Below are 22,175 nucleotides of genomic sequence, written 5' to 3'. Positions count from 1 at the left end.
GAGAAAAGAACCATGAAACTGAAGCAAGGGCAACAAGGCTTGACATTTTTTGGCTTGCTGATCGTCGGCATCCTGCTGGCCTTCGCGGGCGTGATCTTTGCGCAGTTTGTACCCACTTATATCGAGTTCATGGCGGTGGAGAAAGCGGTTCAAAAGGCATCAGAGGGCACCACCGTGGCCGAGGTGCGCAGCATTTTTGACAAGGCAGCCTCCATTGATGACATCACCACCATCACCGGCAAAGACCTAGAAGTGAGCAAGCAGGGTGACCGGGTGGTGGTTTCTTTCGACTACCAGCGCGAAATCCCGCTGGTGGGTCCGGCCTACCTGGTGATGAAGTACACGGGCAGCTCCAAGTGAGTGGGGCCCTGTGCAAAGGGTGCTGCCTGATTTGAACCCGGAACTCATCGCGCTGCAAAAGCGCCTCCAGCACCCGTTCGCCAATCCGCGCCTGCTGGAGCGTGCGCTGACGCATCGCAGCTTCACTTCCGACCACAACGAGCGGCTGGAGTTTCTGGGTGACTCGGTACTCAATCTGGCCATTTCCGGCCTGCTGTTTGAAAAACTCAGTCAGCTGCCCGAGGGCGACCTCTCGCGGGTGCGGGCGAACCTGGTCAAGCAGGACACGCTGTTCCAGATCGCTTCCGTGCTCGGGCTCTCTGCATGCCTGCGCCTGGGCGACGGTGAAAAACGCTCAGGGGGCCACAAGCGGCCGTCGATCCTGGCCGATGCGCTTGAAGCCATCATCGGCGCGGTGTATCTGGATGCGGGGTTTGAGGTGGCCGCCGCGATGGTGCGCAGGCTCTACGGCGATGTCGAACTGAACGCCCAGATGAGCGCCATGGGCAAGGATCCGAAGACCGAATTGCAGGAGTGGCTGCAGGCGCGCAAAATGAAACTCCCGGTCTACCGCGTGGTGGCTACCTTGGGTGAAGCCCACAAGCAGACGTTTGATGTCGAATGCACCGTGACGGAAACCGGCCGCAGCGAACGCGGCATCGGTGCTTCGCGTCGCGCGGGTGAGCAGGCCGCAGCGGCGGCCATGTTGCAGCACCTCATGGCGGAGTGACCCGTCTCACCGTTTCTGAAACACGCCGCTTGCGCTGTTTCCCACTTTGCTCCAGGCGTTGACCCGCCGGCACGAATCCATGTCCCGAAAATCCGTTCCCCTGTCCGCCCCGATACAGCCGGTCGAAACCGTTGCCAATCCCGAGCTCGACGCCATGCTGGCCCGGGCCTTGGGGAAACCCGGCGAGACCGAAGCAGCCGAGCCCGAGGCGGCGGTGCCAGAGCCGGCGCCTGTTGAACCTGCGGCTCAGCACTGCGGTTTTGTGGCCATCGTGGGCAAGCCCAACGTGGGCAAATCGACCCTGCTCAATGCCTTGGTCGGCCAGAAAGTCAGCATCACCTCACGCAAGGCGCAAACCACACGGCACCGCATCACCGGATACCGCACCGTTGGGCCGACGCAGTTCGTGTTCGTGGACACACCGGGTTTCCAGACCCGGCATGGCAATGCGCTGAACCGGGCACTCAACAAGACCGTGCTCGGTGCGGTGAACGATGTGGACCTGATCCTGTTCGTGGTGGAGGCCGGGCATTTCAACCTGGCCGATGCCAAGGTGCTGGACCTCCTGCCGGCGAACGTGCCCGTGGTGCTGCTGGCCAACAAGTTCGATCTGGTGCACCGTCGTGGCGACCTCGCGCCCTGGCTGCGCTCCATGCAGGAGCGCCACGCGTTTGCCGAGTTCGTGCCGATGTCGGCCAAGAACACCAAGGACATCCAGCGCCTGTTTGCGATCTGCGAGAAATACCTGCCGCAGCAACCCTGGATGCACGATCCCGAAGAGCTCACCGACCGCAGCGAGCGCTTCATGGCCAGCGAGATGGTGCGCGAAAAGCTCTTCCGCCTGACCGGCGACGAGCTGCCCTATACGTCCACCGTCATCATCGACAAGTTCGAGCAGGAAGGCCAGCTCCGGCGCATCGCGGCGACCATCGTGGTGGAGCGCGATGGCCACAAGGGCATGGTGATCGGCGACAAGGGCGAGAAGCTCAAGCGCATCGGTACCGAGGCGCGCCAGGAACTGGAGAAGCTCTGGGACTGCAAGGTGTTTCTGGAGCTGTGGGTCAAAGTGCGCTCGGGCTGGGCCGATGACGATGCGCGCGTGCGCTCGTTTGGCTACGAGTGAAGTCCCCACAAGCGAACCATGGCCACGCGCCGGTTTTCTGAAGAACCTGCTTTCGTCCTGCACCGCTACGACTGGAGCGAGTCCAGCCTGGTGCTGGAAGTGTTCACGCGCCACCATGGCCGTATCGCGCTGGTGGCCAAAGGTGTCAAACGCCCCACCTCCCAGTTCCGCCCGGTGCTGCTGCCGTTGCAGCCGTTGCACCTGAGCTGGGGCGGTGACGCCGAGGTGCGCACGCTCAAGTCGGCCCAGTGGCAGGGCGGGCATGTCATGCCCACCGGCGAAGCGCTGCTTTCCGGCTGTTATCTCAACGAACTGCTCATGCGCCTGCTGGCCCGTGACGATCCGCACGCAGCCTTGTACGACCACTACACCCTGGCGGTACAGTTGCTGGCGGAGCGGGCCGACGCCCAACAACTCATCCTGCGCGCGTTCGAGTTGCTGCTGTTGCGCGACATCGGCCTGCTGCCCGATCTGGCCCACGAGGGCAATACGCTGGCGTCCCTGAAGGAAGGGGTGTTTTACGTGCTCGGTCCGGAGAGTGGCCTTCGTGCGGCGCATGACGACGATACACATGCCCTGACGGGGGCGCAGTGGTGCTCGCTCCAGATCGCGCTGGACGAGGCCGATCCCCTCATCGCCACCCTGCGCGCCTGCGTCGGTTGCCAGCAGGCGCTGCAGCCGCAGTTGCGCAACCTGCTGCACTACCATAGCGGTGTGCGGGTGTTCAAGACCCGTCAGCTGATGCTGGATGTGCAGGCCATGGGCCGGCCTCGGGCGTCGCCCGAAGCGGCCTTCACCAACCTCCAGACCATGCCATGACCACGGCTTCCACTTCCCTTACCGCGCTGTCGGTCAACCTCAACAAGGTCGCCCTGGTGCGCAACACCCGCCACCTGGGCATCCCGTCGGTCACTCGGGCGGCCAGCTTGTGCCTGCAGGCCGGGGCACGCGGGATCACCGTGCATCCCCGTCCGGATGAACGCCACATCCGGCCCCACGATGTGTTCGATCTGGCGGAACTGCTCAAGGCTTGGCCCGATCGCGAATACAACATCGAAGGCAACCCGTTTCACAACCTCATGGATGTCGCACGCCAGGTGAAGGCGAAGGGCTTGCCGCTGCACCAGTTGACCTTCGTGCCCGACAGCGAAGGCCAGTTCACCAGCGATCACGGCTGGACCTTCCCGCAGGATGCCGAGCGCCTTCAGGTCGTGGTGGCCGAAGCGCGCGCGCTGGGCGCGCGCGTGAGCCTGTTCATGGACGCCGAACCCGCGCAGATGGCCGCGGCCAAAGCCGTGGGTGCGGACCGGGTGGAGCTCTACACCGAGCCTTATGCCGCTGCATGGCACACGCCTGAGTGCGGTGTGCAGCTTGAACGCTTCCGCGCCGCCGCGCAGGCGGCTCTGGATGCGGGCCTGGGCGTCAACGCCGGACACGACCTCAACCGTGACAACCTCACCGCTTTCCTGCGCGCTGTGCCGGGCGTGAGCGAGGTCTCGATTGGCCACGCGCTGATCGCCGATGCGCTGGAGCTGGGCTATGCAGCCACCATCGCTGACTACAACCGTTGCATTCACGAGGCGTCCGCCTGACCCGCCCATGATCTTCGGCATTGGTACCGATATCTGCGACATCCGACGCATCGCGGCGACCTTCGAACGCCAGGGTGAGCGGTTCGCACGCAAGGTGCTCAGCGACGCCGAATTCCTCGTCTGGCAGCGGCGCAGCGCGCGATGGCCGCACCGCGGCCTGAGCTATCTCGCGACGCGTTTTTCTGCCAAGGAAGCATTTTCCAAGGCCATTGGTCTGGGCATGCGTTTGCCGATGACCTGGCGGCGCTGCGAAATCGCCAATCTGCCCAGTGGACAGCCCGTGATCGTGTTGCACGACGATCTCAAGACATGGTTTGAAGCGCAGGGATTGCGTGCCCATGTGACCGTGACCGACGAAACCGACCACGCCGCCAGCTTCGTGGTGGTTGAGAAGGTCGATGCCTACACACCACCCGCGGGCCCCGCGAGTTCCGTCCCAGTGCGACCCGGCCACGAAACCTGACCACCTGCCTGCACAAAAAATGCATCAACACGCCCCACTCATCATCGATGTTGCCGGCCACAGCCTCACCACCGCCGAGCGCCAGCGCCTGGCCCATCCCCTGGTGGGTGGTGTCATCCTGTTTGCCCGCAACTGGCAGGACCGCGAGCAGCTGACCCGGCTGTGCCGCCAGATCAAGGCCGTGCGGCCCGACCTGCTGATCGGGGTGGATCACGAAGGCGGGCGCGTGCAGCGCTTTCGCACCGACGGGTTCACCCACCTGCCGCCCATGGCCGCCTTCGGCGCTCTGTGGATGTCGGCGCCGAAGAAGGGCGAAGGCGAGGGCGGTCCCGCGATGCGCGCTTCCAACGCGGCCACGGCCGCTGGCTATGTGCTCGGCGCCGAGTTGCGTGCCTGTGGCGTGGACCTGAGCTTCACCCCGGTGCTGGATCTGGACTACGGTGAAAGTTCGGTCATCGGCGACCGCGCCTTCGCGCGCGATCCGCGCGTGGTCACCCTGCTGGCCCAGTCCCTGATGTCGGGCCTTCAGCAGAGCGGCATGGGCAACTGTGGCAAGCACTTCCCCGGCCATGGATTCGTCAAGGCGGATTCGCACCTGGCCATTCCAGTCGATAACCGCAGCCTCAAGGCCATCCTGGCCGAAGACGCCGCGCCCTACGGTTGGCTCTCCAGCAGCCTGCAGGCGGTGATGCCCGCGCACGTGATCTACCCCAAGGTAGACGGTCGGCCAGCCGGATTTTCGCAGCGCTGGTTGCAGGACGTTCTTCGCCACCAGCTGGGCTTCACCGGCGCCATTTTCAGCGATGACCTGAGCATGGAAGCGGCGCGCCACATCGACGGGCGCGACGTGAGCTTCGCCGAAGCCGCGCTGGCCGCACTCACCGCGGGTGGTGACATGGTGGTGGTGTGCAACCAGTCGGTGGTGGAAGGCGGTGCGCCAATCGACACCGCCATCGAAGACCTGTCCAGAGCGGTGATCGAAGGCCACTGGCAGCCCAACCCCGCCAGCGAAGAACGCCGTCTGGCGCTGTTGCCGCGCGCTGCGGGCATGGACTGGGACACGCTGATGGTCAGCGAGCGCTACATGCACGCGCTGAGCACTTTGCCATAACCCTCTGCGCCGCTGCGCGGCTTCCCCCAAGGGGGCGCACACCAGTGACCTGGCAAAGACAGTTCCGCGGTGTGTGCTGGCGAAAGCGCGCGCCTCGGAGAGGGGGTTACAGGTTCAGCGCTCGACGCCGAGTTTGTCGAGCAGATCCGAAATCAATTCGAGGCGCAGCATCGGGTTGTCCAGCGTCATCAACCGGTGCTTGAGTTCGGCCGGCGCGGGCAGGAGCTCGGCCCAACGGTTGGCCACCCAGCCGCTGTCGTCCCATTGGTAGGGCGGTTGCAACGGCAGCTCGTTCATGTCGTCGGGCTCACGTTCCTGCAGATTGTGCAGCAGGCGCTGCAGCGCATCCCGCGTGGGCACGAGATGTTCGGGCACGGGGATCACGGGCTCCGCGTCGTCAAGTTGCACGTCGCCCACCCACAGGCCGTGCGGCAGTTGGTGGCTGGCGGTCACGTGAAAGCGTTGCAGGCCTCGGCAGTGAATCACCAGCAGTCCGGGCTGTGGCCGCTCCAGCTGCTCGATGCGCGCCAGTGTGCCCACCGGGTAAAAAACCTCACGCGCAAACGCGTCGCCATGGGGTGGGGCCTTGGGATCGATGCGCCGCACCTCGCTGCCTTCGGACAGGCAGACCACGCCGAAGGGCGCGCCGGCCTTGTGGCAACGGCTGATCATGTCGAGGTAGCGCACTTCAAAAATGCGCAAGGGCATCCAGCCGCCGGGAAACAGGACGGTCTGCAGCGGAAACAGGGGCAGTTGCGACAGCGCCAGCGGAGCTGCCTCAGGTGTTTCCTTCAATCGGCAACCACCGCGTCGGCACTCTGGCGCTGCAGCATGGCGAGGCAACTGGCCACCGTGGCACGCAGTTCGCGCCGGTCGCAGATGAAGTCGACCGCACCCTTGGTGATCAGGAACTCGGCGCGCTGGAAGCCTTCGGGCAGCTTCACGCGCACGGTGTTCTCGATCACGCGCGGGCCGGCGAAGCCGATCAACGCCTTGGGCTCGGCGATCACCACGTCGCCCACGAAGGCGAAGCCGGCCGACACCCCGCCCATGGTCGGGTCGGTCAGCACGCTGATGTAGGGCAGGTCTTTCTTGGCCAGACGGGTGAGGGCGGCGTTGGTCTTGGCCATCTGCATCAGCGAGAGTAGACCTTCCTGCATGCGCGCGCCGCCGGTGGCGGTGAAGCAGACGAAGGGCACTTTCTGGGCAATGGCTTCCTCGACGCCGCGCACGAAACGCTCGCCCACCACCGAGCCCATGGAGCCGCCCATGAAGTCGAACTCGAAGCAGGCCGCCACCAGGCTGATGCCTTGCACCGCTCCGCCGATGACAACCAGCGCGTCGGTTTCACCCGTGGTCTCCAGCGCTTCCTTCAGGCGTTCAGGGTACTTGCGGCTGTCCTTGAACTTCAGGGCGTCGACCGGCAGCACCTCCTGACCGATTTCATACCGGCCTTCAGCGTCCATGAAGGCGTTGAGGCGCGCGCGTGCGCCGATGCGGTGATGGTGGCTGCAGTGCGGGCAGACGTTCTGGTTTTTCTCCAGATCGGTCTTGTAGAGCACGGCCTCGCAACTCGGACACTTGATCCACAGGCCCTCGGGCACACTGCGGCGCTCGGTCGGGTCGGTATGGGTGATTTTGGGAGGTAGCAGTTTTTCGAGCCAGGACATAGGGTCTCCTTCGCTGGTTGCCGGGCACGGGTGGCCCGGCGAAGTGGTCGAATTATGCGTCCAGCGCTTTTCGTATGGTGCGCAGGAAATGCATGGCGACCGTCACCACTTTTTCATGTGGCTCGTTCTCGATCAGCTGGATGATCTTGCTGCCGATCACCACCGCGTCGGCGGTCTTGCCGATGGCCTTGGCGGTCTCGGCATCGCGGATGCCAAAGCCCACGCCCACCGGGACGCTCACGTGGGCGCGGATGCGTGGCAGCATGGCTTCAACCTGGCCCACGTCCAGCGTACCCGCGCCCGTCACGCCCTTGAGCGACACGTAGTACACGTAGCCGCTGGCCACGCGTGCCACCTGCGCCATGCGCTCGTCGGTACTGGTGGGCGCGAGCAGGAAGATCAGGTCCATGTTGGCGGCACGCAGGGTGGCGGCGAAGTCCTCGCACTCTTCCGGCGGGTAGTCCACCACCAGCACGCCGTCCACGCCCGCGGCCGAGGCGTCGCGCACGAAGCTGCCGGCGCCGTGCTTCTGGTCGTAGCGCTCGATCGGGTTGGCGTAACCCATCAGCACCACGGGCGTGGTGGCGTTGCGTTCGCGGAAGGTCTTCACCATGGCGATGACCTGGGTCAGTCCGATACCCAGCGCCAGTGCGCGGTCGCCCGCCTTCTGGATCACCGGGCCGTCTGCCGACGGGTCGGAGAACGGCACACCCAGTTCGATCACGTCGGCGCCAGCTTCCACCATACCGTGCATGAGGTCGGGCGTGATGTCGGCGTAGGGGAAACCAGCGGTCACGAAGGGAATCAGGGCTTTGCGGTTTTGCGCCTTCAATTCGCCGAAGGCTTTTTCGATACGGCTCATTTGGTCACCTTGATGGTGGCGGTTTCCATGCCGCCTTTGACGGACTGCCCACGGCAGCTCGGTCGGCAATAAAAGTCGGCATTCGATAGGTCGGCCACGGTGCCGATGTCCTTGTCACCCCGGCCCGAGAGGTTGACCAGGATCGATTGCGTGGGCTTCATGGTCTTGGCCAGCTTCATGGCGTAGGCCACGGCGTGGCTCGATTCGAGCGCGGGGATGATGCCCTCGGTGCGGCACAGGTAGTGGAAGGCCTCCAGCGCTTCCTTGTCGGTGATGCCAACGTACTCGGCGCGGCCGATGTCCTTCAGGAACGCATGCTCGGGGCCGACCCCGGGGTAGTCCAGGCCCGCGCTGACGCTGTGCGTCTCGGTGACCTGGCCGTTGTCGTCCTGCAGCACATAGGTGCGGTTGCCGTGCAGCACGCCGGGGCTGCCTTTCTGCAGCGATGCCGAGTGTTTACCGCTGTCCAGGCCTTCGCCGGCGGCTTCGACGCCGATCAGCCGCGTGCTGGTGTGGTTGATGTAGGGGTAAAAAATGCCCATGGCGTTGCTGCCGCCACCCACGCAGGCGACCACCACATCGGGCTGCTCGCCGTGGCAACCGGCGGCTTTGAGCATCTCCGGCATCTGCACCAGGCATTCTTCGCCGATCACGCTCTGGAAGTCGCGCACCATCATCGGGTAGGGGTGTGGGCCGGCCACGGTGCCGATGATGTAGAAGGTGTTGTCCACGTTGGCGACCCAGTCGCGCATGGCTTCGTTGAGCGCGTCCTTCAGTGTCTTGCTGCCCGATTCGACGGGCACCACGGTGGCACCGAGCAGCTTCATCCGGTAGACGTTGGGGCTCTGGCGTTTGACGTCTTCGCTGCCCATGTAGACCACGCACTCCAGGCCGTAGCGGGCGCAGATGGTGGCGGTGGCCACGCCGTGTTGGCCGGCACCGGTCTCGGCGATCACACGCGGCTTGCCCATGCGCTTGGCCAGCATGGCCTGTCCGATGGTGTTGTTGACTTTGTGGGCGCCAGTGTGGTTCAGGTCTTCGCGCTTCAGGAAAATCTGCGCGCCACCTTGCTCGCGGCTCATGCGGGCTGCGTGGTAGACCGGAGACGGGCGGCCCACGAAGTGAGCGAGTTCGCTCTTGAATTCGGCGAGGAACTCGGGGTCGTGCTGGTACTTCGCGTAGGCGGCCTTGAGCTCGTTGATGGCATGGGTGAGTGTCTCGCTCACGAAGCTGCCGCCGTAGATGCCGAAGTGACCGCGGGCGTCGGGTTGCTGGTAGGTGTCCATGGGTTTCTCGGTGCTATGGCCCGAGCGACCCGCAATCAGGTTCTGCTCGGACGGGATAAGAGGGTGTCGGCCGCGCGCACGGCGGCGACGAATGCGTGGATCTTGTCGGCGTCCTTGATGCCTTTCGACACCTCGACGCCGGAACTCACGTCAACGGCCCAGGGCCGTACGCGGCTGATGCCATCGGTCACGTTTGCAGGCGTGAGTCCACCAGACAAAACGAGGCGAGAGCTGGCGTTTAGAAGCGGATGTGACCAAGGGAAAGCGTTCCAGTCGAATGATTGACCTCCACCGCCAAAACCCTCGACATGGGCGTCGAGCAAGACAGCCTGGGCGGCGGCAAAGTCCAGCGCGTATTTTAGGAGATCAAAGCCTGCCCCGGCCGGGCCGGTGGGTATGCGCGCCGCGCGCAGGAACGGGCGGCCAGTGGCCAGACAGTCATCGGGTGTTTCGTCGCCGTGGAATTGCAGCAGGGCATTGGGCACGGCAGCAGTACCTTGGGTGATGAATTCGGGGCTGGCGTTCACGAACAACAGCACCGGTGTGACGAAAGCCGGCAAGCGGCGCGCCAGTTCCCCAGCACGCTCCGGCGAGACGAAGCGCGGGCTCTGGGGGTAGAGCACGAAACCGACAGCGTCCGCACCGGCCTGCACGGCGGTGTCCACGTCGGATTCGCGAGTCAGGCCACAGATCTTGATGCGAGTTCGAAAGGGTTTCATTAGCAGAAGTGACTTGTTCAAGGACACCGCGGAACCGGCTTTGCCGGGCCGCCAGTGTCGCCCCCTTGAGGGGGTGGCGCGAAGCGCCGCGGGGGTGGGTCAGGGAAGCCAGTCGAATGCCGGTGTGCGCGTGGGCAGACCCAGCGACTCATCGTACACGGGACCCAAAAAATACAGCCCGTCCGGGGAAAAGGTGGGCGCCGCCGCGTCGCGGCTTTTCGCCGCCAGCACCTCGGCCATCCAGTCGACCGGGCGGTTGCCGTTGCCAATGGCGATCAGGCAGCCCATGATGTTGCGGATCATGTGGTGCAGGAAGGCGGATGCTTCGAACTCGAAGCGCCAGTAGGCGCCGCGCCGAGTGATGTCGATGCGTCGCATCTTTTTGACGGGGCTGTGAGCCTGGCACGCCGAGGCTCGAAACGAGGTGAAGTCGTGTTCACCCACGAGCGTCTGCGCCGCCTGCTGCATGGATTCAAGCTGAAGTGGCCGGAACACCCAGCCCACCTGGCCATGGTCGATGCTGGGCCTGACCGGGGATTCAAGCAGCACATAGGCGTAGCGGCGCGAACGGGCGCTGGCGCGGGCATGAAAGCTGGCTGGCACGCGTTGCGCCCATTGCACGGCAATGTCGGGAGGCAGAAAACGGTTGGTGCCGCGTACCCAGGCATTGTCTGGCCGGGCGACCGGGGTGTCGAAATGCACCACCTGCATGAGTCCGTGCACGCCGGCATCGGTGCGCCCGGCGCACAGCGTGCTGACTTTGTCGAGGGCTGTGAATTCCGTCAGGGCCCGTTCCAGCTGGTCCTGCACCGTGCGGCCACTGGGTTGACTCTGCCAACCATCGTAGGCATGGCCGTGGTAGCTGACCCCCAGCGCGATGCGCAATGGCGGCGCCTCATGGGGAGAGGCGCCGGCAGATGTGGCCGTGATCAAAGGCGAATGCAGACCGCGGGGTCGTGTCAGGCGAGGTCGGCCAGGAAGGTGCCTGCCTTGGTTCGCAGAGTGCCGGAGGCTTCGGCCAACACTTCTTCGGCCAGTGATCGCGCGCCTTCAAGGTCACCGATGGCCCGAAATTCTTCGGCCAGGGAAAGCTTGGTTTCGAGCGGATTTTCTGCGCTCAGTCTGCTGGGTTCGTCACCCTTGGCTGGCTCAGGCTCACTCAGCTCCAGTTCAATGTCGCTCAGGTCAAAGGACAACAGTTCGGCCGTGGGCGGGTTGGCTGTGGATGTGCCGTGGTCCTGTCCGTTGCTGCTCTGGACCGATGGCGATGAGGGCTCATCAAAATCGAACGCCGGCAGCACTTCGCTGTCGTCAAATGTGGGCTGTTCCGCCGAACCATCCACGGTTTTTGCCGTTGGCGCTGACGAGGACAAAGGTACAGGCTCCGAGGGAAAATCCAGGTCAAAGTCCATCGGACGGGAGGCCATGTCGCTGACCTCGCCTGGTGCGCTCGTGAGCGCCTCCGTTTGTGCCAGATCGTCCAGGCTGGACATCTGGGCTTCCACCGGGGCGGGCATTTGCAGCGCGGCCGGTGCCGAAGGCTCATCCAGCCCAATGTCCAGATCAAGGTCAAGACCGAGGTCGGCGTCAGCTTCGGCGCCAATGGGTGCACCGGGGGTGGTGTGTTGTGAGAGCGTGCTGTTGCCAAAAGGAATGGTGTTGGCGCTACCGGTAACAACAGCGCCCGGTTTGGCCGCCGGACTGCCACCAGGCTGGTACAGCGGATTGTTCGGATCCAGTTCTTTGCCCAGACCGCAGGCGTGTTCCCACTCAGCCCCTTGCCCCTGGGTGAGACCGTAGGCTTCGGTGGCTACCACTTCAAAGGCCTTGGTGTCCCGGCGCTTGGCGTAGATCTCCAGCAACTTGTTGTGGATGGCCACGCGTGTGGGGGTGCTGCGCATGGCCTCCTTGAGAATCTCTTCTGCCTGAAGGTCGCGGCCATAGGCGAGGTAAACGTCGGCCTCGGCAACCGGATCCACGTCACCCGCTGCGTCCAGCTGGCTAGGCGAGTACACCATGGAGGAGCCCGATGCCGACGCTTCGGCGGTGTCAATGCGCTGTCCGCCGCTGGAGCCAAAGAACGAATCGGGTTGCAGCCGGCTTTCGAGGAAGGAGCTGTCTGCGGCGGACGTCTTCTTGCGCTGGCGCATGCGGTACAGGCCCAGACCGGCAAGCAGTGCGAGCAATCCACCGGCTGCAGGCAGCACGAATGGGTTGCCGAGCAGCTGTTCCATGAAGGAAGGTTCATCAACTGCTGGAACAGGCATCGGTGCCGCGGGTTTGGGCGCAGGTGCCGGGGCAGGCGTTTGTGCAACGGGCGGCGCTGGCGGTTCAACGGGTGCGGCGGGGGTCGCGGGCGCAGGTATTGCCGCAGGCGTAGCAACCACTTCCGGGGTAACCGCTGCCGGCTTCGGCGCGTCCGGCGCAGCCGGAGCGCTGCCAGCGGCAGCCGTTGGCGCCGCGGCTGGAGCGATCTTGTTCAGCTCTTCAATGTTGCGGGAGAGTTCAGCGACCCGGGTTGACGCTTCGCCTGCGCGACGTTCCTCAGCGATCTTGGCTTCCGGTGCGGACTGACCTGGCGCGGCGGCACCCTTGGACAGCGTCAGCTTGTCCTGGGTTGCAGGCGCTGGCTTCTGGTCCTGGACTTCGGCCTGCACACGACCCGCGGCTTGCCGGTCTGCGGCGGCGACCTCGGCTGCGGGGACCCGGCTCGCCAGTCGACGGCGGAACTCATTGAAATCGCTGCTCTGCGCTGCGATGATCTGGCGCGCCTCGCCGCTTGGCGTGGCTGCTGCAGCCGTCTCATCGGGCAGCTCCACCAGGGAACCCGCTTTGATTCGGTTGACGTTGCCGCCGATGAATGCATCGGGGTTGGCACGCAGCATGGCCACGAGCATCTGATCGAGAGACACATTGGCAGGCAAGTGGCTGGCCGCAATGCGCCCGGCGGTGTCACCTGTCTTGACCCGCACACGCGAGGCGGTGCCAGCTCCGGCATCGGGCGCGGCAGATGCCGGAGCGGCGGGTGCGCGGGCGACTGGGGCAGAGGCAGCCTCGGGGGGGCGGACGGCCGCAGTCGATGGCACAGCAGGCGGAGTGACCGGTGCAGGCGTCGCCTGTGCTGTCACTGCGGGCGCCAAAGGCGCTGGCACTGGCGGACGCAGGTTGGGGGGGTCAAACAACAGCGTGTAGTCGCGCACAATGCGGCCCGATGCCCAGTTGGCCTCCAGGATCATGTCCATGAAAGGCTCATTGACTGGGCGGCTGCCTGTCAGGCGCAGGAAAGCGCGGCCATCGGGGCGGCGCTGCAGAACGACTTGGAGGTCGGCCAGCGCAGCATTGAAGTCCATGCCGGCTGCACGGAACGCACCTGCTGCGGCCAAGCCCACACGCAGACTGGCCGATTCTTCAGCCGTGATTTCAAGCACATCAACCTCGGCCCGCAGGGGTTCCCCCAACGCTGATTGCACCACCATGCGCCCCAGTGCCAAGGCTTGAGCATCGCTGGCCTGCAGCAGGCCGGTGCACAAAACCACCGCGGCAGCTATTGCGTGTAACCGCGCAAGTCCTTTTGAACCGGTATCGCCGGCGGTGGCGCAGGTTCGGATGGATGGTGTGTGGCGGGTGTGAATTGGCACGTTGACCTCGACGTAAAAAACCGAGAATTGACCATAACATCAACGCATTACGGTGACAAGCTGAGAATTCGCTTGAGTTTCCCGGCTTGCGTGTGGCGCGCGTTCAACCCCCGCGGACGTTGTTGTTGCACAACGGGAAGTGGACCTTGGTGGAGGCCCACAACCGTTCCTCCCATCGCGAACTCAGGCGTCCAGCAGGATACGCAGCATGCGGCGCAGCGGTTCGGCAGCGCCCCACAACAACTGGTCGCCGATGGTGAAGGCGCCCACGTATTCCGGGCCCATGGCCAGCTTTCGGATGCGACCCACAGGAATCGTCATGGTGCCGGTGACCGCCACGGGCGTCAGGTCCTTGATGGTGGCTTCGCGGGTGTTGGGCACCACTTTGACCCACTGATTGTCCGCCGCGATCATGGCCTCGATATCGGCAGTCGGCACGTCTTTCTTGAGCTTGAAGGTCAATGCCTGGCTGTGGCAGCGCATCGCACCCACGCGCACGCAGAAACCGTCCACGGGGATGGCGGCCGAACCGAAGCCCTCACCCATGCCGAGGATCTTGTTGGTCTCGGCCATGCCTTTCCACTCTTCTTTCGACATGCCGTTGCCCAGGTCCTTGTCGATCCAGGGGATCAGCGAACCACCCAGCGGCACGCCGAAGTTGGCCGTCTCGGCGCCGGTCAGGCTGCGCTGCTTGGCGATCACCTTGCGGTCGATCTCCAGGATGGCGCTCTTGGGGTCGTCCAGCAAGGCCTTCACTTCGGCATTCAGCGTGCCGTACTGCGTCAGCAGTTCGCGCATGTGCTGAGCGCCGCCGCCGGAGGCGGCCTGGTAAGTCTGGGTACTCATCCATTCGACCAGACCGGCTTTGTACAACGCGCCAACGCCCATGAGCATGCAGCTCACTGTGCAGTTGCCGCCCACCCAGTTCTTGCCACCGTTGGCCAGCGCGTCCTTGATCACCGGCATGTTCACCGGGTCCAAGATGATGACGGCATCCTTTTCCATGCGCAGCGTGGAGGCGGCGTCGATCCAGTGGCCGTTCCAGCCTGCGGCGCGCAGCTTGGGAAACACTTCACTGGTGTAGTCGCCACCCTGGGCGGTGATGATGATGTCGCAGCGCTTGAGGGCCGCGATATCGTGCGCGTCCTGCAGCGTGGCCTCGTTCTTCGCCATCGCAGGGGCCTTGCCGCCAGCGTTGGAGGTTGAGAAGAACAGGGGCTCGATCAGGTCGAAGTCGTTTTCCGCGACCATGCGATCCATCAACACCGAGCCAACCATGCCGCGCCAGCCGACCAAACCAACCAACTTGCTCATTTCAAACGCCCTTTCAAGTAGATAAAACAGGTCCAGACCAGACCGACTTGCCCGGCTCGTCTGGCCGGGGAGGGCGCACGACGAACCAGGCTGGATCAGCCCTTAATGGTCGTGGTTTTGATGGTGATTGCGCGCAGAGCCTCACCGGCCAGGACGGCGGGTGCTTTGTTCAGGTTGAACGGGCGGGCGGCAAACATGGGTGGAGATTGTACCGGATGGTGGCTTGGGCGAAGCTGACACGCGGGCGCAAGAAAGGCAGCCCGTGTGCTGCCTTGTCCGGACAACGAGGTGATGTGATCAGCCCAGCGCCTTGACCACCGCATCGCCCATCTGGGCGGTGCCCACCTTGGTGGTGCCTTCACTCCAGATGTCGGGTGTGCGCAGCCCCTGCGCCAGCACCTTTTGCACGGCAGCTTCGATGCGTTGCGCGGCAGTTTCCTGATTCAGGCTGAAGCGCAGCATCATGGCTGCGCTCAGGATGGTGGCCAGCGGGTTGGCCACGCCCTTGCCGGCGATGTCGGGCGCGCTGCCATGGCTGGGCTCGTACAGGCCCTGGTTCTTCGAGTTCAGCGAGGCCGAGGGCAGCATGCCAATGGAGCCGGTGAGCATGGAGGCTTCGTCGGAAAGAATGTCGCCGAACATGTTGCCGGTGACGACCACGTCAAAAGCCTTGGGCGCCTTGACCAGCTGCATCGCAGCGTTGTCCACGTACATGTGCTGCAGTTCCACGTCGGGGTACTGGGCGTGCACCTCGGTGACCACGTCTTTCCAGAACTGGAAGGTCTCCAGTACGTTGGCCTTGTCCACGCTGGTGACCTTCTTGCTGCGCTTGCGTGCTGCCTGGAAGGCGACATGGGCGATGCGCTCGATCTCGGGCTTGCTGTAGCGCATGGTGTCAAACGCTTCTTCGGCACCGGGGAAATGGCCGTCGGTGGCCACGCGGCGGCCGCGCGGCTGGCCGAAGTAGATGTCACCGGTCAGCTCGCGGATGATGAGGATGTCCAGGCCGGCGATCAGCTCGGGCTTGAGGCTGGAAGCCCCCACCAGCTGTTCGTAGCAGATGGCGGGACGGAAGTTGGCGAACAGGCCCAGGTGTTTGCGCAGGCCCAGGATGGCCTGCTCGGGGCGCAACGGGCGGTCGAGCTTGTCGTATTTCCAGTCACCGACGGCGCCGAACAGGATGGCGTCGGCGGCCTTGGCCAGGTTGAGCGTGGACTCGGGCAGCGGATGCCCGTGGGCTTCGTACGCCGCGCCGCCGACCAGGGCCGATTCCATTTCGAAGGGGAGCTCGAGCGCGTTGAGGACCTTGACCGCTTCGGCGACGATTTCGGTGCCGATGCCGTCACCCGGGAGAACTGCGATTTTCATGAGATGAATGTCTGGAGTTGAAGGGGTGCCCGATCAGGACACCATCGTGTGGGCGAGCCACGGTTTGGTGGCAAGACGCTGGGCCTCGAAGGCCTGTATCTTGTCCTTGTGGCGCAAGGTCAGGCCGATGTCATCCAGACCGTTGAGCAGGCAGTACTTGCGGAAGGCCTGCACCTCGAACGGGATTTCTTCGCCTTGAGGTTTCACGATCACCTGGCGTTCCAGGTCGATGGTCAGCTGGTAGCCCGGGAAGGCATACACCTCGTCGAACAGTTGGGCGACCGTGGCCTCGGGCAGCACGATGGGCAGCAGGCCGTTCTTGAAGCAGTTGTTGAAGAAGATGTCGGCGTAGCTCGGTGCAATCACGGCGCGAAAGCCGTACTGGTCGATGGCCCATGGCGCGTGTTCGCGGCTGGAGCCGCAGCCGAAATTCTTGCGGGTCAGCAGCACCGAGGCGCCAGCGTAGCGCGGCTGGTTGAGCACGAAGTCCGGGTTCGGCTTGCGCGTGGCGGGGTCCTGGCCGGGCTCGCCCTTGTCCAGGTAGCGCCACTCGTCGAACAGGTTGGGGCCGAAGCCGGTTTTCCGGATGGATTTGAGGAACTGCTTGGGGATGATGGCGTCGGTGTCGACGTTTTCGCGGTCCATGGGGGCCACGAGGCCCTGGTGAATGGTGAATTTCTGCATGATGGTGTGAGGAGGTTGTGAGGCTGGCTTCAGTTGATCGCGCCCTTGACGGCTTCGCCGGCCTTCTCCAGCCCGGAGCCGACCGACTGGCCGACGGCCTTGCCGCCTTCGACGGTCTTGTCCTTGACTTCGATGGCCTTGTCAACGACCGCGTCTTTGACGTCTAAAGCCTTGTCCTTGACCACGTGCGCGTCCTGTCTGATGCCTTGCACGGTGTTGCAGGCGGCCAGTGACACCAGCGTTGCAGTGGCAAGCAGGGTGATCAGGGGTTTGACAGAGCACATGGGAGGACTCCTTGATGAGGACTCGGGATGGCAGGTCAGGCGATGGTGCGCACATCCATGAAATGGCCGTGGATCGCGGCGGCGGCGGCCATTGCCGGGGACACCAGGTGGGTGCGGCCACCGGCGCCCTGGCGGCCTTCGAAGTTGCGGTTGCTGGTGGAGGCGCAGCGTTCGCCGGGTTCCAGTCGGTCGGCGTTCATGGCCAGGCACATCGAGCAGCCGGGTTCGCGCCACTCGAAGCCGGCGGCCTTGAAGATCTCGTGCAGGCCTTCGCGCTCGGCCTGTTCCTTGACCAGACCGGAGCCGGGAACGACCATCGCCAGCTTGATGTTTTTGGCCACCTTCTGGCCCAGCTTTTTCACCACCGCTGCGGCCTCGCGCATGTCTTCGATGCGGCTGTTGGTGCAGGAGCCGATGAACACCTTGTCCACGAAGATGTCGTTCAGGGCCTTGCCCGGCTCCAGCGCCATGTAGGTGAGCGCACGCTCGATGGCGCCGCGCTTGTTCGGGTCTTTTTCCTTCTCGGGATCGGGCACGCGGGCGTCCACGCCGAGCACCATCTCGGGCGAGGTGCCCCAGGTGACCTGCGGCACGATGCTGCTGGCGTCCAGCTCCACCACGGCATCGAACTTCGCATCGGCGTCCGATTGCAGACCCTTCCAGTAGGTCACGGCCTGCTCCCATTCCACCCCGGTGGGGGAGAGCGGGCGACCCTTGACGTATTCGATGGTTTTTTCATCCACTGCCACCAGACCCGCGCGAGCACCGCCCTCGATGGCCATGTTGCACACCGTCATGCGGCCTTCCATGGACAGCGCGCGGATCGCGCTGCCGCCGAACTCGATGGTGTAGCCGGTGCCGCCAGCGGTGCCGATCTTGCCGATGATGGCCAGCACGATGTCCTTGGCGGTCACGCCCTTGGCGAGTTGCCCGTCCACGCGCACCAGCATGTTCTTGGCCTTCTTGGCCAGCAGGGTCTGCGTCGCCATGACGTGCTCGACCTCGCTGGTGCCGATGCCGTGCGCGAGCGCGCCAAACGCCCCGTGGGTGCTGGTGTGGCTGTCGCCGCAGACCACCGTCATGCCGGGCAGGGTGGCGCCGTTTTCCGGACCGATCACGTGCACGATGCCCTGGCGTTGGGACATGAAGGGGAAGAAAGCTGCCGCGCCGAATTCGGCGATGTTGTCGTTCAGCGTGGTGATCTGCTCTTTGCTGATCGGGTCGGTGATGCCGTCGTAGCCCTGTTCCCAGCCGGTGGTGGGCGTGTTGTGGTCGGCGGTGGCGACGATCGAACTCACGCGCCAGACCTTGCGGCCCGCTTGGCGCAGGCCTTCAAACGCCTGTGGACTGGTCACTTCGTGCACGAGGTGGCGGTCGATGTAGAGGACGGACGTGCCATCCTCTTCGGTGTGGACGACGTGTTCGTCCCAGATCTTGTCGTAGAGCGTGCGTGCCATGGGGAGGGTTTCCTTTTCTGATGGAATTTTATGCGTGGGGGTCTGTAACGGTGTGTTGCCCTGACTGCTCGCCCAGGTGGGCAACGAGCAGCCGGGCGGTGACGGGCAAGGTCGAAAAATCGCGGGCCACCAGGTCGATCTGCCGGGTGGCCCAGTCATCGGTGAGCGCCACGCAGGTGAGCTCGCCCACGCCGTGCATCAGCTCGAAAGCACGCTGGGGCATCAGGCCGACGCCCAGACCGTTGTGGATCATGCGGCACATGGCGTCCAGCCCGGTCACCCGGATGCGCAAGCGGATGCCGCGGCCGGCGGTGGTGGCCGCCTGGTGCATGGCCTGGTAGATGGAGCTGTTGGCGTGCAGTCCCACATGATCCCAGTCGAGGCTGTCGATGAAAGCCAGTTGTTCCACGCCCGCGAGAGGATGCTCCTGCGGGACGATCAGCACCAACTGGTCTTGCCGGTAGGGGCGGGTCTGCAGTTCGGGCAGGGGCCCGCTCACCCCCGTGTGGCAGATGCCCAGATCGGCCGCGCCTTCCTGCACGGCCCGCACCACCTCGCTGGACAGGTGTTCCTCCAGATCGATTTTGACCTGGTCGTGCAGGCGGGTGAAGCTGCCCAGGTCCTCGGGCAGGAACTGGACGATGGCCGAGATGTTGGCGTGCATGCGCACATGACCACGCACACCATCGGCGTATTCGGACAGCTCGCCCTGCATCTTGTCCAGACTGAACAGCACCGAGCGCGCATGGTGGAGCAGGCTCTGGCCGGCGGGCGTGGGGTTGGCACCCCGGGCATGGCGGTAGAGCAGGGTGGTGCCCACGGCGCTTTCAAGATCGGAGAGGCGCTTGCTCACGGCCGAGGTGGCCATGAACTCCTGCTCGGCCGCCTTGCCGATGCTGCCGCGCTCGCACACCGCCACAAAGAGCTGGAGCGAGGTGAGGTCGAGGCGGCGGGTGAAGCTGCGGTCCGGGGTGTTCATGGGTGACTCGTCGTGAATGACGATGAGTTATCAATTTTCTCACCTTGTTCGCAGGTTGATCATCGCATTTCGCGATGGGTGACCCCGCCAAAACAAAACCCGCCATTGGCGGGTTTTGTTTTGGGGACGAGGCCGGCGCGGAACCGGCTCTGCCGAGCCCTGCTGGCGCTTCCTGGAAGGGAGACGCCGCAGGCGGTTCGGGGTTTATCGCTTGAAGCCAGCGGGGACGTCGCGGCGCTCGGAACCCGTGAACAGCTGGCGCGGACGGCCGATCTTGTACTCGGGGTCGCTGATCATTTCGTTGAGCTGGGCGATCCAGCCGACCGTGCGGGCCAAGGCGAAGATGCCGGTGAACAGGTTCACCGGGATGCCGATGGCGCGCTGCACGATGCCGGAATAGAAGTCCACGTTCGGGTACAGCTTGCGCGAGACGAAGTATTCGTCTTCCAGGGCAATGCGCTCCAGTTCCTTGGCCAGCTTGAACAGCGGGTCGTTTTCCAGGCCCAGTTCCTTCAGCACTTCATCGCAGGTTTCCTGCATCAGCTTGGCGCGAGGATCGTAGTTCTTGTAGACGCGGTGACCGAAGCCCATCAGCTTCACGCCGCTGTTCTTGTCCTTGACCTTCTCCATGAACTCGCCGACCTTGGCCACGCCGCCCTGGCGCTGGATGTCTTCCAGCATGTTCAGGCAGGCTTCGTTGGCGCCGCCGTGAGCGGGACCCCAGAGGCAGGCCACGCCGGCCGCGATGGCGGCAAACGGGTTGGTGCCCGACGAACCGCACAGGCGCACGGTGGATGTGGAGGCGTTCTGCTCGTGGTCGGCGTGCAGGATGAAAATGCGGTCGAGGGCGCGCTCAAGCACCGGGTTGACCTTGTACTCTTCGCACGGGGTACCGAACATCATGCGCAGGAAGTTGCCCGAATAGCTCAGGTCGTTCTTCGGGTACATGTAGGGCTGGCCCACGCCGTACTTGTAGGCCATCGCCACCAGGGTGGGCATCTTGGCGATCAGGCGGATGGCCGCCACGTGGCGGTGCTCCGGGTTGTTGATGTCGGTGCTGTCGTGGTAGAAGGCCGACAGACCACCCACCAGACCGGTCAGCACGGCCATGGGGTGGGCATCGCGGCGGAAGCCACGCAGGAAAAATTGCATCTGCTCGTTGACCATGGTGTGGTTGATCACGAGCTTGTGGAAATCGCCGCGCTGCTGGTCGTTGGGCAGATCGCCATTGAGCAGCAGGTAGCAGGTGTCGAGGTAGTCGCAGTTGGTGGCGAGCTGTTCGATGGGGTAGCCACGGTACAGCAGTTCACCCTTGTCACCATCGATGTAGGTGATGGCCGACTGGCAGGAAGCGGTGGACAGGAAGCCGGGGTCATAGGTGAACATGCCGGTCTGTGCGTACAGCTTGCGGATGTCGATCACGTCCGGGCCGATGCTGCCGGCATACACCGGCATATCAACGCTGGGGCTGCCGTTGGAGAACGACAGGGTGGCTTTGTTGTCTACGAGTTTCATTCGGTTTCCTTTTGAGGGGCTTAAACGGGTAGCCGGGCTGCGCGAAGCATGCCCAATACGTGTGTGACGTCGTCACGGGCCAGCTCGCCTTGGGGTGGTTTCCTGCCGAGCAACAGATCGAGCAGATCGTTGTCGGACAAGTCCATTAAAACCCCCAGAGCTTCAGCCTGCCTGACAGTCAAGCCAGATTCGTGCCTGGCGAAGAAGCTGTCGATGAACAGGTCGTTTTCGAGCAGTCCACGGCGGCAGCGCCAGCGCAGCTTGCTCAGAGCGCGTTGATCGAGCGGGGCGTCACAGGTGCTGGCATCCATAGTGGTTCGGGCAGTGTGCTCAGATCGAGCGCATCACCATCATTTCCTTGATTTTGCCGATGGCCTTTGTGGGGTTCAGTCCCTTGGGGCAGACGTCCACACAGTTCATGATGGTGTGGCAGCGGAACAGGCGGTACGGGTCTTCCAGGTTGTCCAGGCGTTCGCTGGTGGCTTCGTCGCGGCTGTCGGCGATAAAGCGGTAGGCCTGCAGCAGACCGGCTGGGCCGACGAACTTGTCCGGATTCCACCAGAAGCTGGGGCAGCTGGTCGAGCAGCTGGCGCACAGGATGCATTCGTACAGGCCGTTGAGCTCTTCGCGCTCCTCGGGGCTCTGCAGGCGCTCGGTCTGGGGTGGCGGGGTTTCGTTGATCAGGTAGGGCTTGATGCTGTTGTACTGCTTGAAGAACAGCGTCATGTCCACGATCAGGTCGCGCACCACCGGCAGACCGGGCAGCGGCTTCAAGGTGATCACGCCGGGCAGCGTGTTCATGTTGGTCAGGCAGGCCAGACCGTTCTTGCCGTTGATGTTCATCGCGTCCGAACCGCAGACGCCTTCGCGGCAGGAGCGGCGGAACGAAATCGAAGGATCGACCTTCTTGAGCTTCATCAGCGCGTCGAGCAGCATGCGCTCGTGGCCGTCCAGCTCGACCTCGATGGTCTGCATGTAGGGCTTGGCGTCTTTTTCCGGGTCGTAGCGGTAGATCTTGAATGTGCGAAGGGCCATGGTATT

Annotated in this window: 23 protein-coding genes; 7 read left to right on the top strand and 16 right to left on the bottom strand. The window is 64.1% G+C overall.

What is annotated here, in order from left to right; genetic code table 11:
• Window positions 1-12 precede the first annotated feature (12 nt).
• The 7 genes from ACN5W5_RS14560 to nagZ all read left to right on the top strand — a co-directional run bounded on the left by ACN5W5_RS14560 (window position 13) and on the right by nagZ (window position 5,358).
• Window positions 13-360: a DUF4845 domain-containing protein gene (locus tag ACN5W5_RS14560; RefSeq protein WP_420049197.1), complete on the top strand. Its 348-nt coding sequence runs from the start codon at window positions 13-15 to the stop codon at window positions 358-360.
• 31 nt (window positions 361-391) lie between these two features.
• Complete coding sequence (gene rnc / locus ACN5W5_RS14555) at window positions 392-1,069, top strand: ribonuclease III (RefSeq protein WP_177135597.1); 678 nt, start codon at window positions 392-394, stop codon at window positions 1,067-1,069.
• Between the two features lie 154 nt (window positions 1,070-1,223).
• Window positions 1,224-2,192 (top strand): GTPase Era, encoded by a 969-nt coding sequence (era, locus tag ACN5W5_RS14550; protein ID WP_420049277.1) that lies wholly within the window; start codon window positions 1,224-1,226, stop codon window positions 2,190-2,192.
• 18 nt (window positions 2,193-2,210) lie between these two features.
• Window positions 2,211-3,011 carry a DNA repair protein RecO gene (gene recO, locus ACN5W5_RS14545; protein ID WP_420049196.1) on the top strand — a complete coding sequence of 267 codons (801 nt, stop codon included), beginning with the start codon at window positions 2,211-2,213 and terminating at the stop codon, window positions 3,009-3,011.
• A complete protein-coding gene (locus ACN5W5_RS14540) occupies window positions 3,008-3,784 on the top strand; it encodes a pyridoxine 5'-phosphate synthase (RefSeq protein ID WP_420049195.1) in 777 nt (258 codons plus the stop codon). Before recO ends, ACN5W5_RS14540 begins: the two co-directional genes overlap by 4 nt.
• Window positions 3,785-3,791: 7 nt before the next feature.
• On the top strand, window positions 3,792-4,247 hold the full coding sequence (gene acpS / locus ACN5W5_RS14535) for a holo-ACP synthase (protein ID WP_420049194.1): 456 nt from the start codon (window positions 3,792-3,794) through the stop codon (window positions 4,245-4,247).
• A 19-nt stretch (window positions 4,248-4,266) separates the two neighbouring features.
• Entirely contained in the window at window positions 4,267-5,358 is a 1,092-nt protein-coding gene (gene nagZ / locus ACN5W5_RS14530) for a beta-N-acetylhexosaminidase (RefSeq protein ID WP_420049193.1), read from the top strand.
• A 114-nt stretch (window positions 5,359-5,472) separates the two neighbouring features.
• Here nagZ and ACN5W5_RS14525 read toward each other — a convergent pair whose 3' ends face one another.
• From ACN5W5_RS14525 to ACN5W5_RS14450, 16 genes are all read right to left on the bottom strand, one after another.
• Window positions 5,473-6,153, bottom strand: a complete 681-nt coding sequence (locus ACN5W5_RS14525; RefSeq protein ID WP_420049192.1) for an LON peptidase substrate-binding domain-containing protein — start codon at window positions 6,151-6,153, stop codon at window positions 5,473-5,475.
• Complete coding sequence (accD, locus tag ACN5W5_RS14520) at window positions 6,150-7,028, bottom strand: acetyl-CoA carboxylase, carboxyltransferase subunit beta (protein WP_420049191.1); 879 nt, start codon at window positions 7,026-7,028, stop codon at window positions 6,150-6,152. The genes ACN5W5_RS14525 and accD overlap by 4 nt, the downstream gene beginning before the upstream one ends.
• A gap of 52 nt (window positions 7,029-7,080) precedes the next feature.
• Entirely contained in the window at window positions 7,081-7,890 is an 810-nt protein-coding gene (gene trpA / locus ACN5W5_RS14515) for a tryptophan synthase subunit alpha (RefSeq protein ID WP_420049190.1), read from the bottom strand.
• Window positions 7,887-9,176 carry a tryptophan synthase subunit beta gene (trpB, locus tag ACN5W5_RS14510; RefSeq protein ID WP_420049189.1) on the bottom strand — a complete coding sequence of 430 codons (1,290 nt, stop codon included), beginning with the start codon at window positions 9,174-9,176 and terminating at the stop codon, window positions 7,887-7,889. The genes trpA and trpB overlap by 4 nt, the downstream gene beginning before the upstream one ends.
• 35 nt (window positions 9,177-9,211) lie before the next feature.
• On the bottom strand, window positions 9,212-9,895 hold the full coding sequence (locus tag ACN5W5_RS14505; protein WP_420049276.1) for a phosphoribosylanthranilate isomerase: 684 nt from the start codon (window positions 9,893-9,895) through the stop codon (window positions 9,212-9,214).
• Between the two features lie 99 nt (window positions 9,896-9,994).
• Window positions 9,995-10,780, bottom strand: a complete 786-nt coding sequence (truA, locus tag ACN5W5_RS14500) for a tRNA pseudouridine(38-40) synthase TruA (RefSeq protein WP_420049275.1) — start codon at window positions 10,778-10,780, stop codon at window positions 9,995-9,997.
• A 74-nt stretch (window positions 10,781-10,854) separates the two neighbouring features.
• Window positions 10,855-13,431, bottom strand: a complete 2,577-nt coding sequence (locus ACN5W5_RS14495; protein ID WP_420049188.1) for a FimV/HubP family polar landmark protein — start codon at window positions 13,429-13,431, stop codon at window positions 10,855-10,857.
• Between the two features lie 285 nt (window positions 13,432-13,716).
• Window positions 13,717-14,847, bottom strand: a complete 1,131-nt coding sequence (gene asd, locus ACN5W5_RS14490) for an aspartate-semialdehyde dehydrogenase (RefSeq protein ID WP_420049187.1) — start codon at window positions 14,845-14,847, stop codon at window positions 13,717-13,719.
• Between the two features lie 297 nt (window positions 14,848-15,144).
• Window positions 15,145-16,215 carry a 3-isopropylmalate dehydrogenase gene (gene leuB, locus ACN5W5_RS14485; RefSeq protein WP_420049186.1) on the bottom strand — a complete coding sequence of 357 codons (1,071 nt, stop codon included), beginning with the start codon at window positions 16,213-16,215 and terminating at the stop codon, window positions 15,145-15,147.
• Between the two features lie 33 nt (window positions 16,216-16,248).
• Window positions 16,249-16,899, bottom strand: coding sequence for a 3-isopropylmalate dehydratase small subunit (gene leuD, locus ACN5W5_RS14480; RefSeq protein ID WP_420049185.1), 651 nt, complete (start codon window positions 16,897-16,899; stop codon window positions 16,249-16,251).
• A 29-nt stretch (window positions 16,900-16,928) separates the two neighbouring features.
• Window positions 16,929-17,183 (bottom strand): hypothetical protein, encoded by a 255-nt coding sequence (locus ACN5W5_RS14475; protein WP_420049184.1) that lies wholly within the window; start codon window positions 17,181-17,183, stop codon window positions 16,929-16,931.
• 35 nt (window positions 17,184-17,218) lie between these two features.
• Complete coding sequence (leuC, locus tag ACN5W5_RS14470) at window positions 17,219-18,640, bottom strand: 3-isopropylmalate dehydratase large subunit (RefSeq protein ID WP_420049183.1); 1,422 nt, start codon at window positions 18,638-18,640, stop codon at window positions 17,219-17,221.
• Window positions 18,641-18,668: 28 nt separating this feature from the next.
• Window positions 18,669-19,619, bottom strand: coding sequence for a LysR substrate-binding domain-containing protein (locus ACN5W5_RS14465; protein ID WP_420049182.1), 951 nt, complete (start codon window positions 19,617-19,619; stop codon window positions 18,669-18,671).
• 204 nt (window positions 19,620-19,823) lie between these two features.
• Window positions 19,824-21,134: a citrate synthase gene (locus tag ACN5W5_RS14460; RefSeq protein ID WP_290973581.1), complete on the bottom strand. Its 1,311-nt coding sequence runs from the start codon at window positions 21,132-21,134 to the stop codon at window positions 19,824-19,826.
• 20 nt (window positions 21,135-21,154) lie between these two features.
• Window positions 21,155-21,445, bottom strand: coding sequence for a succinate dehydrogenase assembly factor 2 (locus ACN5W5_RS14455; RefSeq protein WP_420049181.1), 291 nt, complete (start codon window positions 21,443-21,445; stop codon window positions 21,155-21,157).
• 19 nt (window positions 21,446-21,464) lie between these two features.
• Window positions 21,465-22,169 (bottom strand): succinate dehydrogenase iron-sulfur subunit, encoded by a 705-nt coding sequence (locus ACN5W5_RS14450; RefSeq protein WP_420049180.1) that lies wholly within the window; start codon window positions 22,167-22,169, stop codon window positions 21,465-21,467.
• Window positions 22,170-22,175: the final 6 nt, after the last annotated feature.

The organism is Hydrogenophaga sp. ZJX-1, assembly GCF_048590325.1.
GTDB lineage: Bacteria > Pseudomonadota > Gammaproteobacteria > Burkholderiales > Burkholderiaceae_C > Hydrogenophaga.
This window is presented reverse-complemented; position numbering and strand designations above follow the sequence as displayed.

What these genes read in the sequence shown, in the direction of transcription:
- recO (WP_420049196.1), top strand. Translation starts at nt 2,211, where the DNA reads ATGGCCACGCGCCGGTTTTCTGAAGAACCTGCTTTCGTCCTGCACCGC.
- ACN5W5_RS14560 (WP_420049197.1), top strand. Translation starts at nt 13, where the DNA reads ATGAAACTGAAGCAAGGGCAACAAGGCTTGACATTTTTTGGCTTGCTG.
- accD (WP_420049191.1), bottom strand. Translation starts at nt 7,028, where the DNA reads ATGTCCTGGCTCGAAAAACTGCTACCTCCCAAAATCACCCATACCGAC.
- era (WP_420049277.1), top strand. Translation starts at nt 1,224, where the DNA reads ATGCTGGCCCGGGCCTTGGGGAAACCCGGCGAGACCGAAGCAGCCGAG.
- nagZ (WP_420049193.1), top strand. Translation starts at nt 4,267, where the DNA reads ATGCATCAACACGCCCCACTCATCATCGATGTTGCCGGCCACAGCCTC.
- ACN5W5_RS14505 (WP_420049276.1), bottom strand. Translation starts at nt 9,895, where the DNA reads ATGAAACCCTTTCGAACTCGCATCAAGATCTGTGGCCTGACTCGCGAA.
- ACN5W5_RS14465 (WP_420049182.1), bottom strand. Translation starts at nt 19,619, where the DNA reads ATGAACACCCCGGACCGCAGCTTCACCCGCCGCCTCGACCTCACCTCG.
- leuD (WP_420049185.1), bottom strand. Translation starts at nt 16,899, where the DNA reads ATGCAGAAATTCACCATTCACCAGGGCCTCGTGGCCCCCATGGACCGC.
- ACN5W5_RS14460 (WP_290973581.1), bottom strand. Translation starts at nt 21,134, where the DNA reads ATGAAACTCGTAGACAACAAAGCCACCCTGTCGTTCTCCAACGGCAGC.
- trpB (WP_420049189.1), bottom strand. Translation starts at nt 9,176, where the DNA reads ATGGACACCTACCAGCAACCCGACGCCCGCGGTCACTTCGGCATCTAC.
- ACN5W5_RS14475 (WP_420049184.1), bottom strand. Translation starts at nt 17,183, where the DNA reads ATGTGCTCTGTCAAACCCCTGATCACCCTGCTTGCCACTGCAACGCTG.
- ACN5W5_RS14450 (WP_420049180.1), bottom strand. Translation starts at nt 22,169, where the DNA reads ATGGCCCTTCGCACATTCAAGATCTACCGCTACGACCCGGAAAAAGAC.
- leuC (WP_420049183.1), bottom strand. Translation starts at nt 18,640, where the DNA reads ATGGCACGCACGCTCTACGACAAGATCTGGGACGAACACGTCGTCCAC.
- asd (WP_420049187.1), bottom strand. Translation starts at nt 14,847, where the DNA reads ATGAGCAAGTTGGTTGGTTTGGTCGGCTGGCGCGGCATGGTTGGCTCG.
- leuB (WP_420049186.1), bottom strand. Translation starts at nt 16,215, where the DNA reads ATGAAAATCGCAGTTCTCCCGGGTGACGGCATCGGCACCGAAATCGTC.
- acpS (WP_420049194.1), top strand. Translation starts at nt 3,792, where the DNA reads ATGATCTTCGGCATTGGTACCGATATCTGCGACATCCGACGCATCGCG.
- ACN5W5_RS14455 (WP_420049181.1), bottom strand. Translation starts at nt 21,445, where the DNA reads ATGGATGCCAGCACCTGTGACGCCCCGCTCGATCAACGCGCTCTGAGC.
- trpA (WP_420049190.1), bottom strand. Translation starts at nt 7,890, where the DNA reads ATGAGCCGTATCGAAAAAGCCTTCGGCGAATTGAAGGCGCAAAACCGC.
- ACN5W5_RS14540 (WP_420049195.1), top strand. Translation starts at nt 3,008, where the DNA reads ATGACCACGGCTTCCACTTCCCTTACCGCGCTGTCGGTCAACCTCAAC.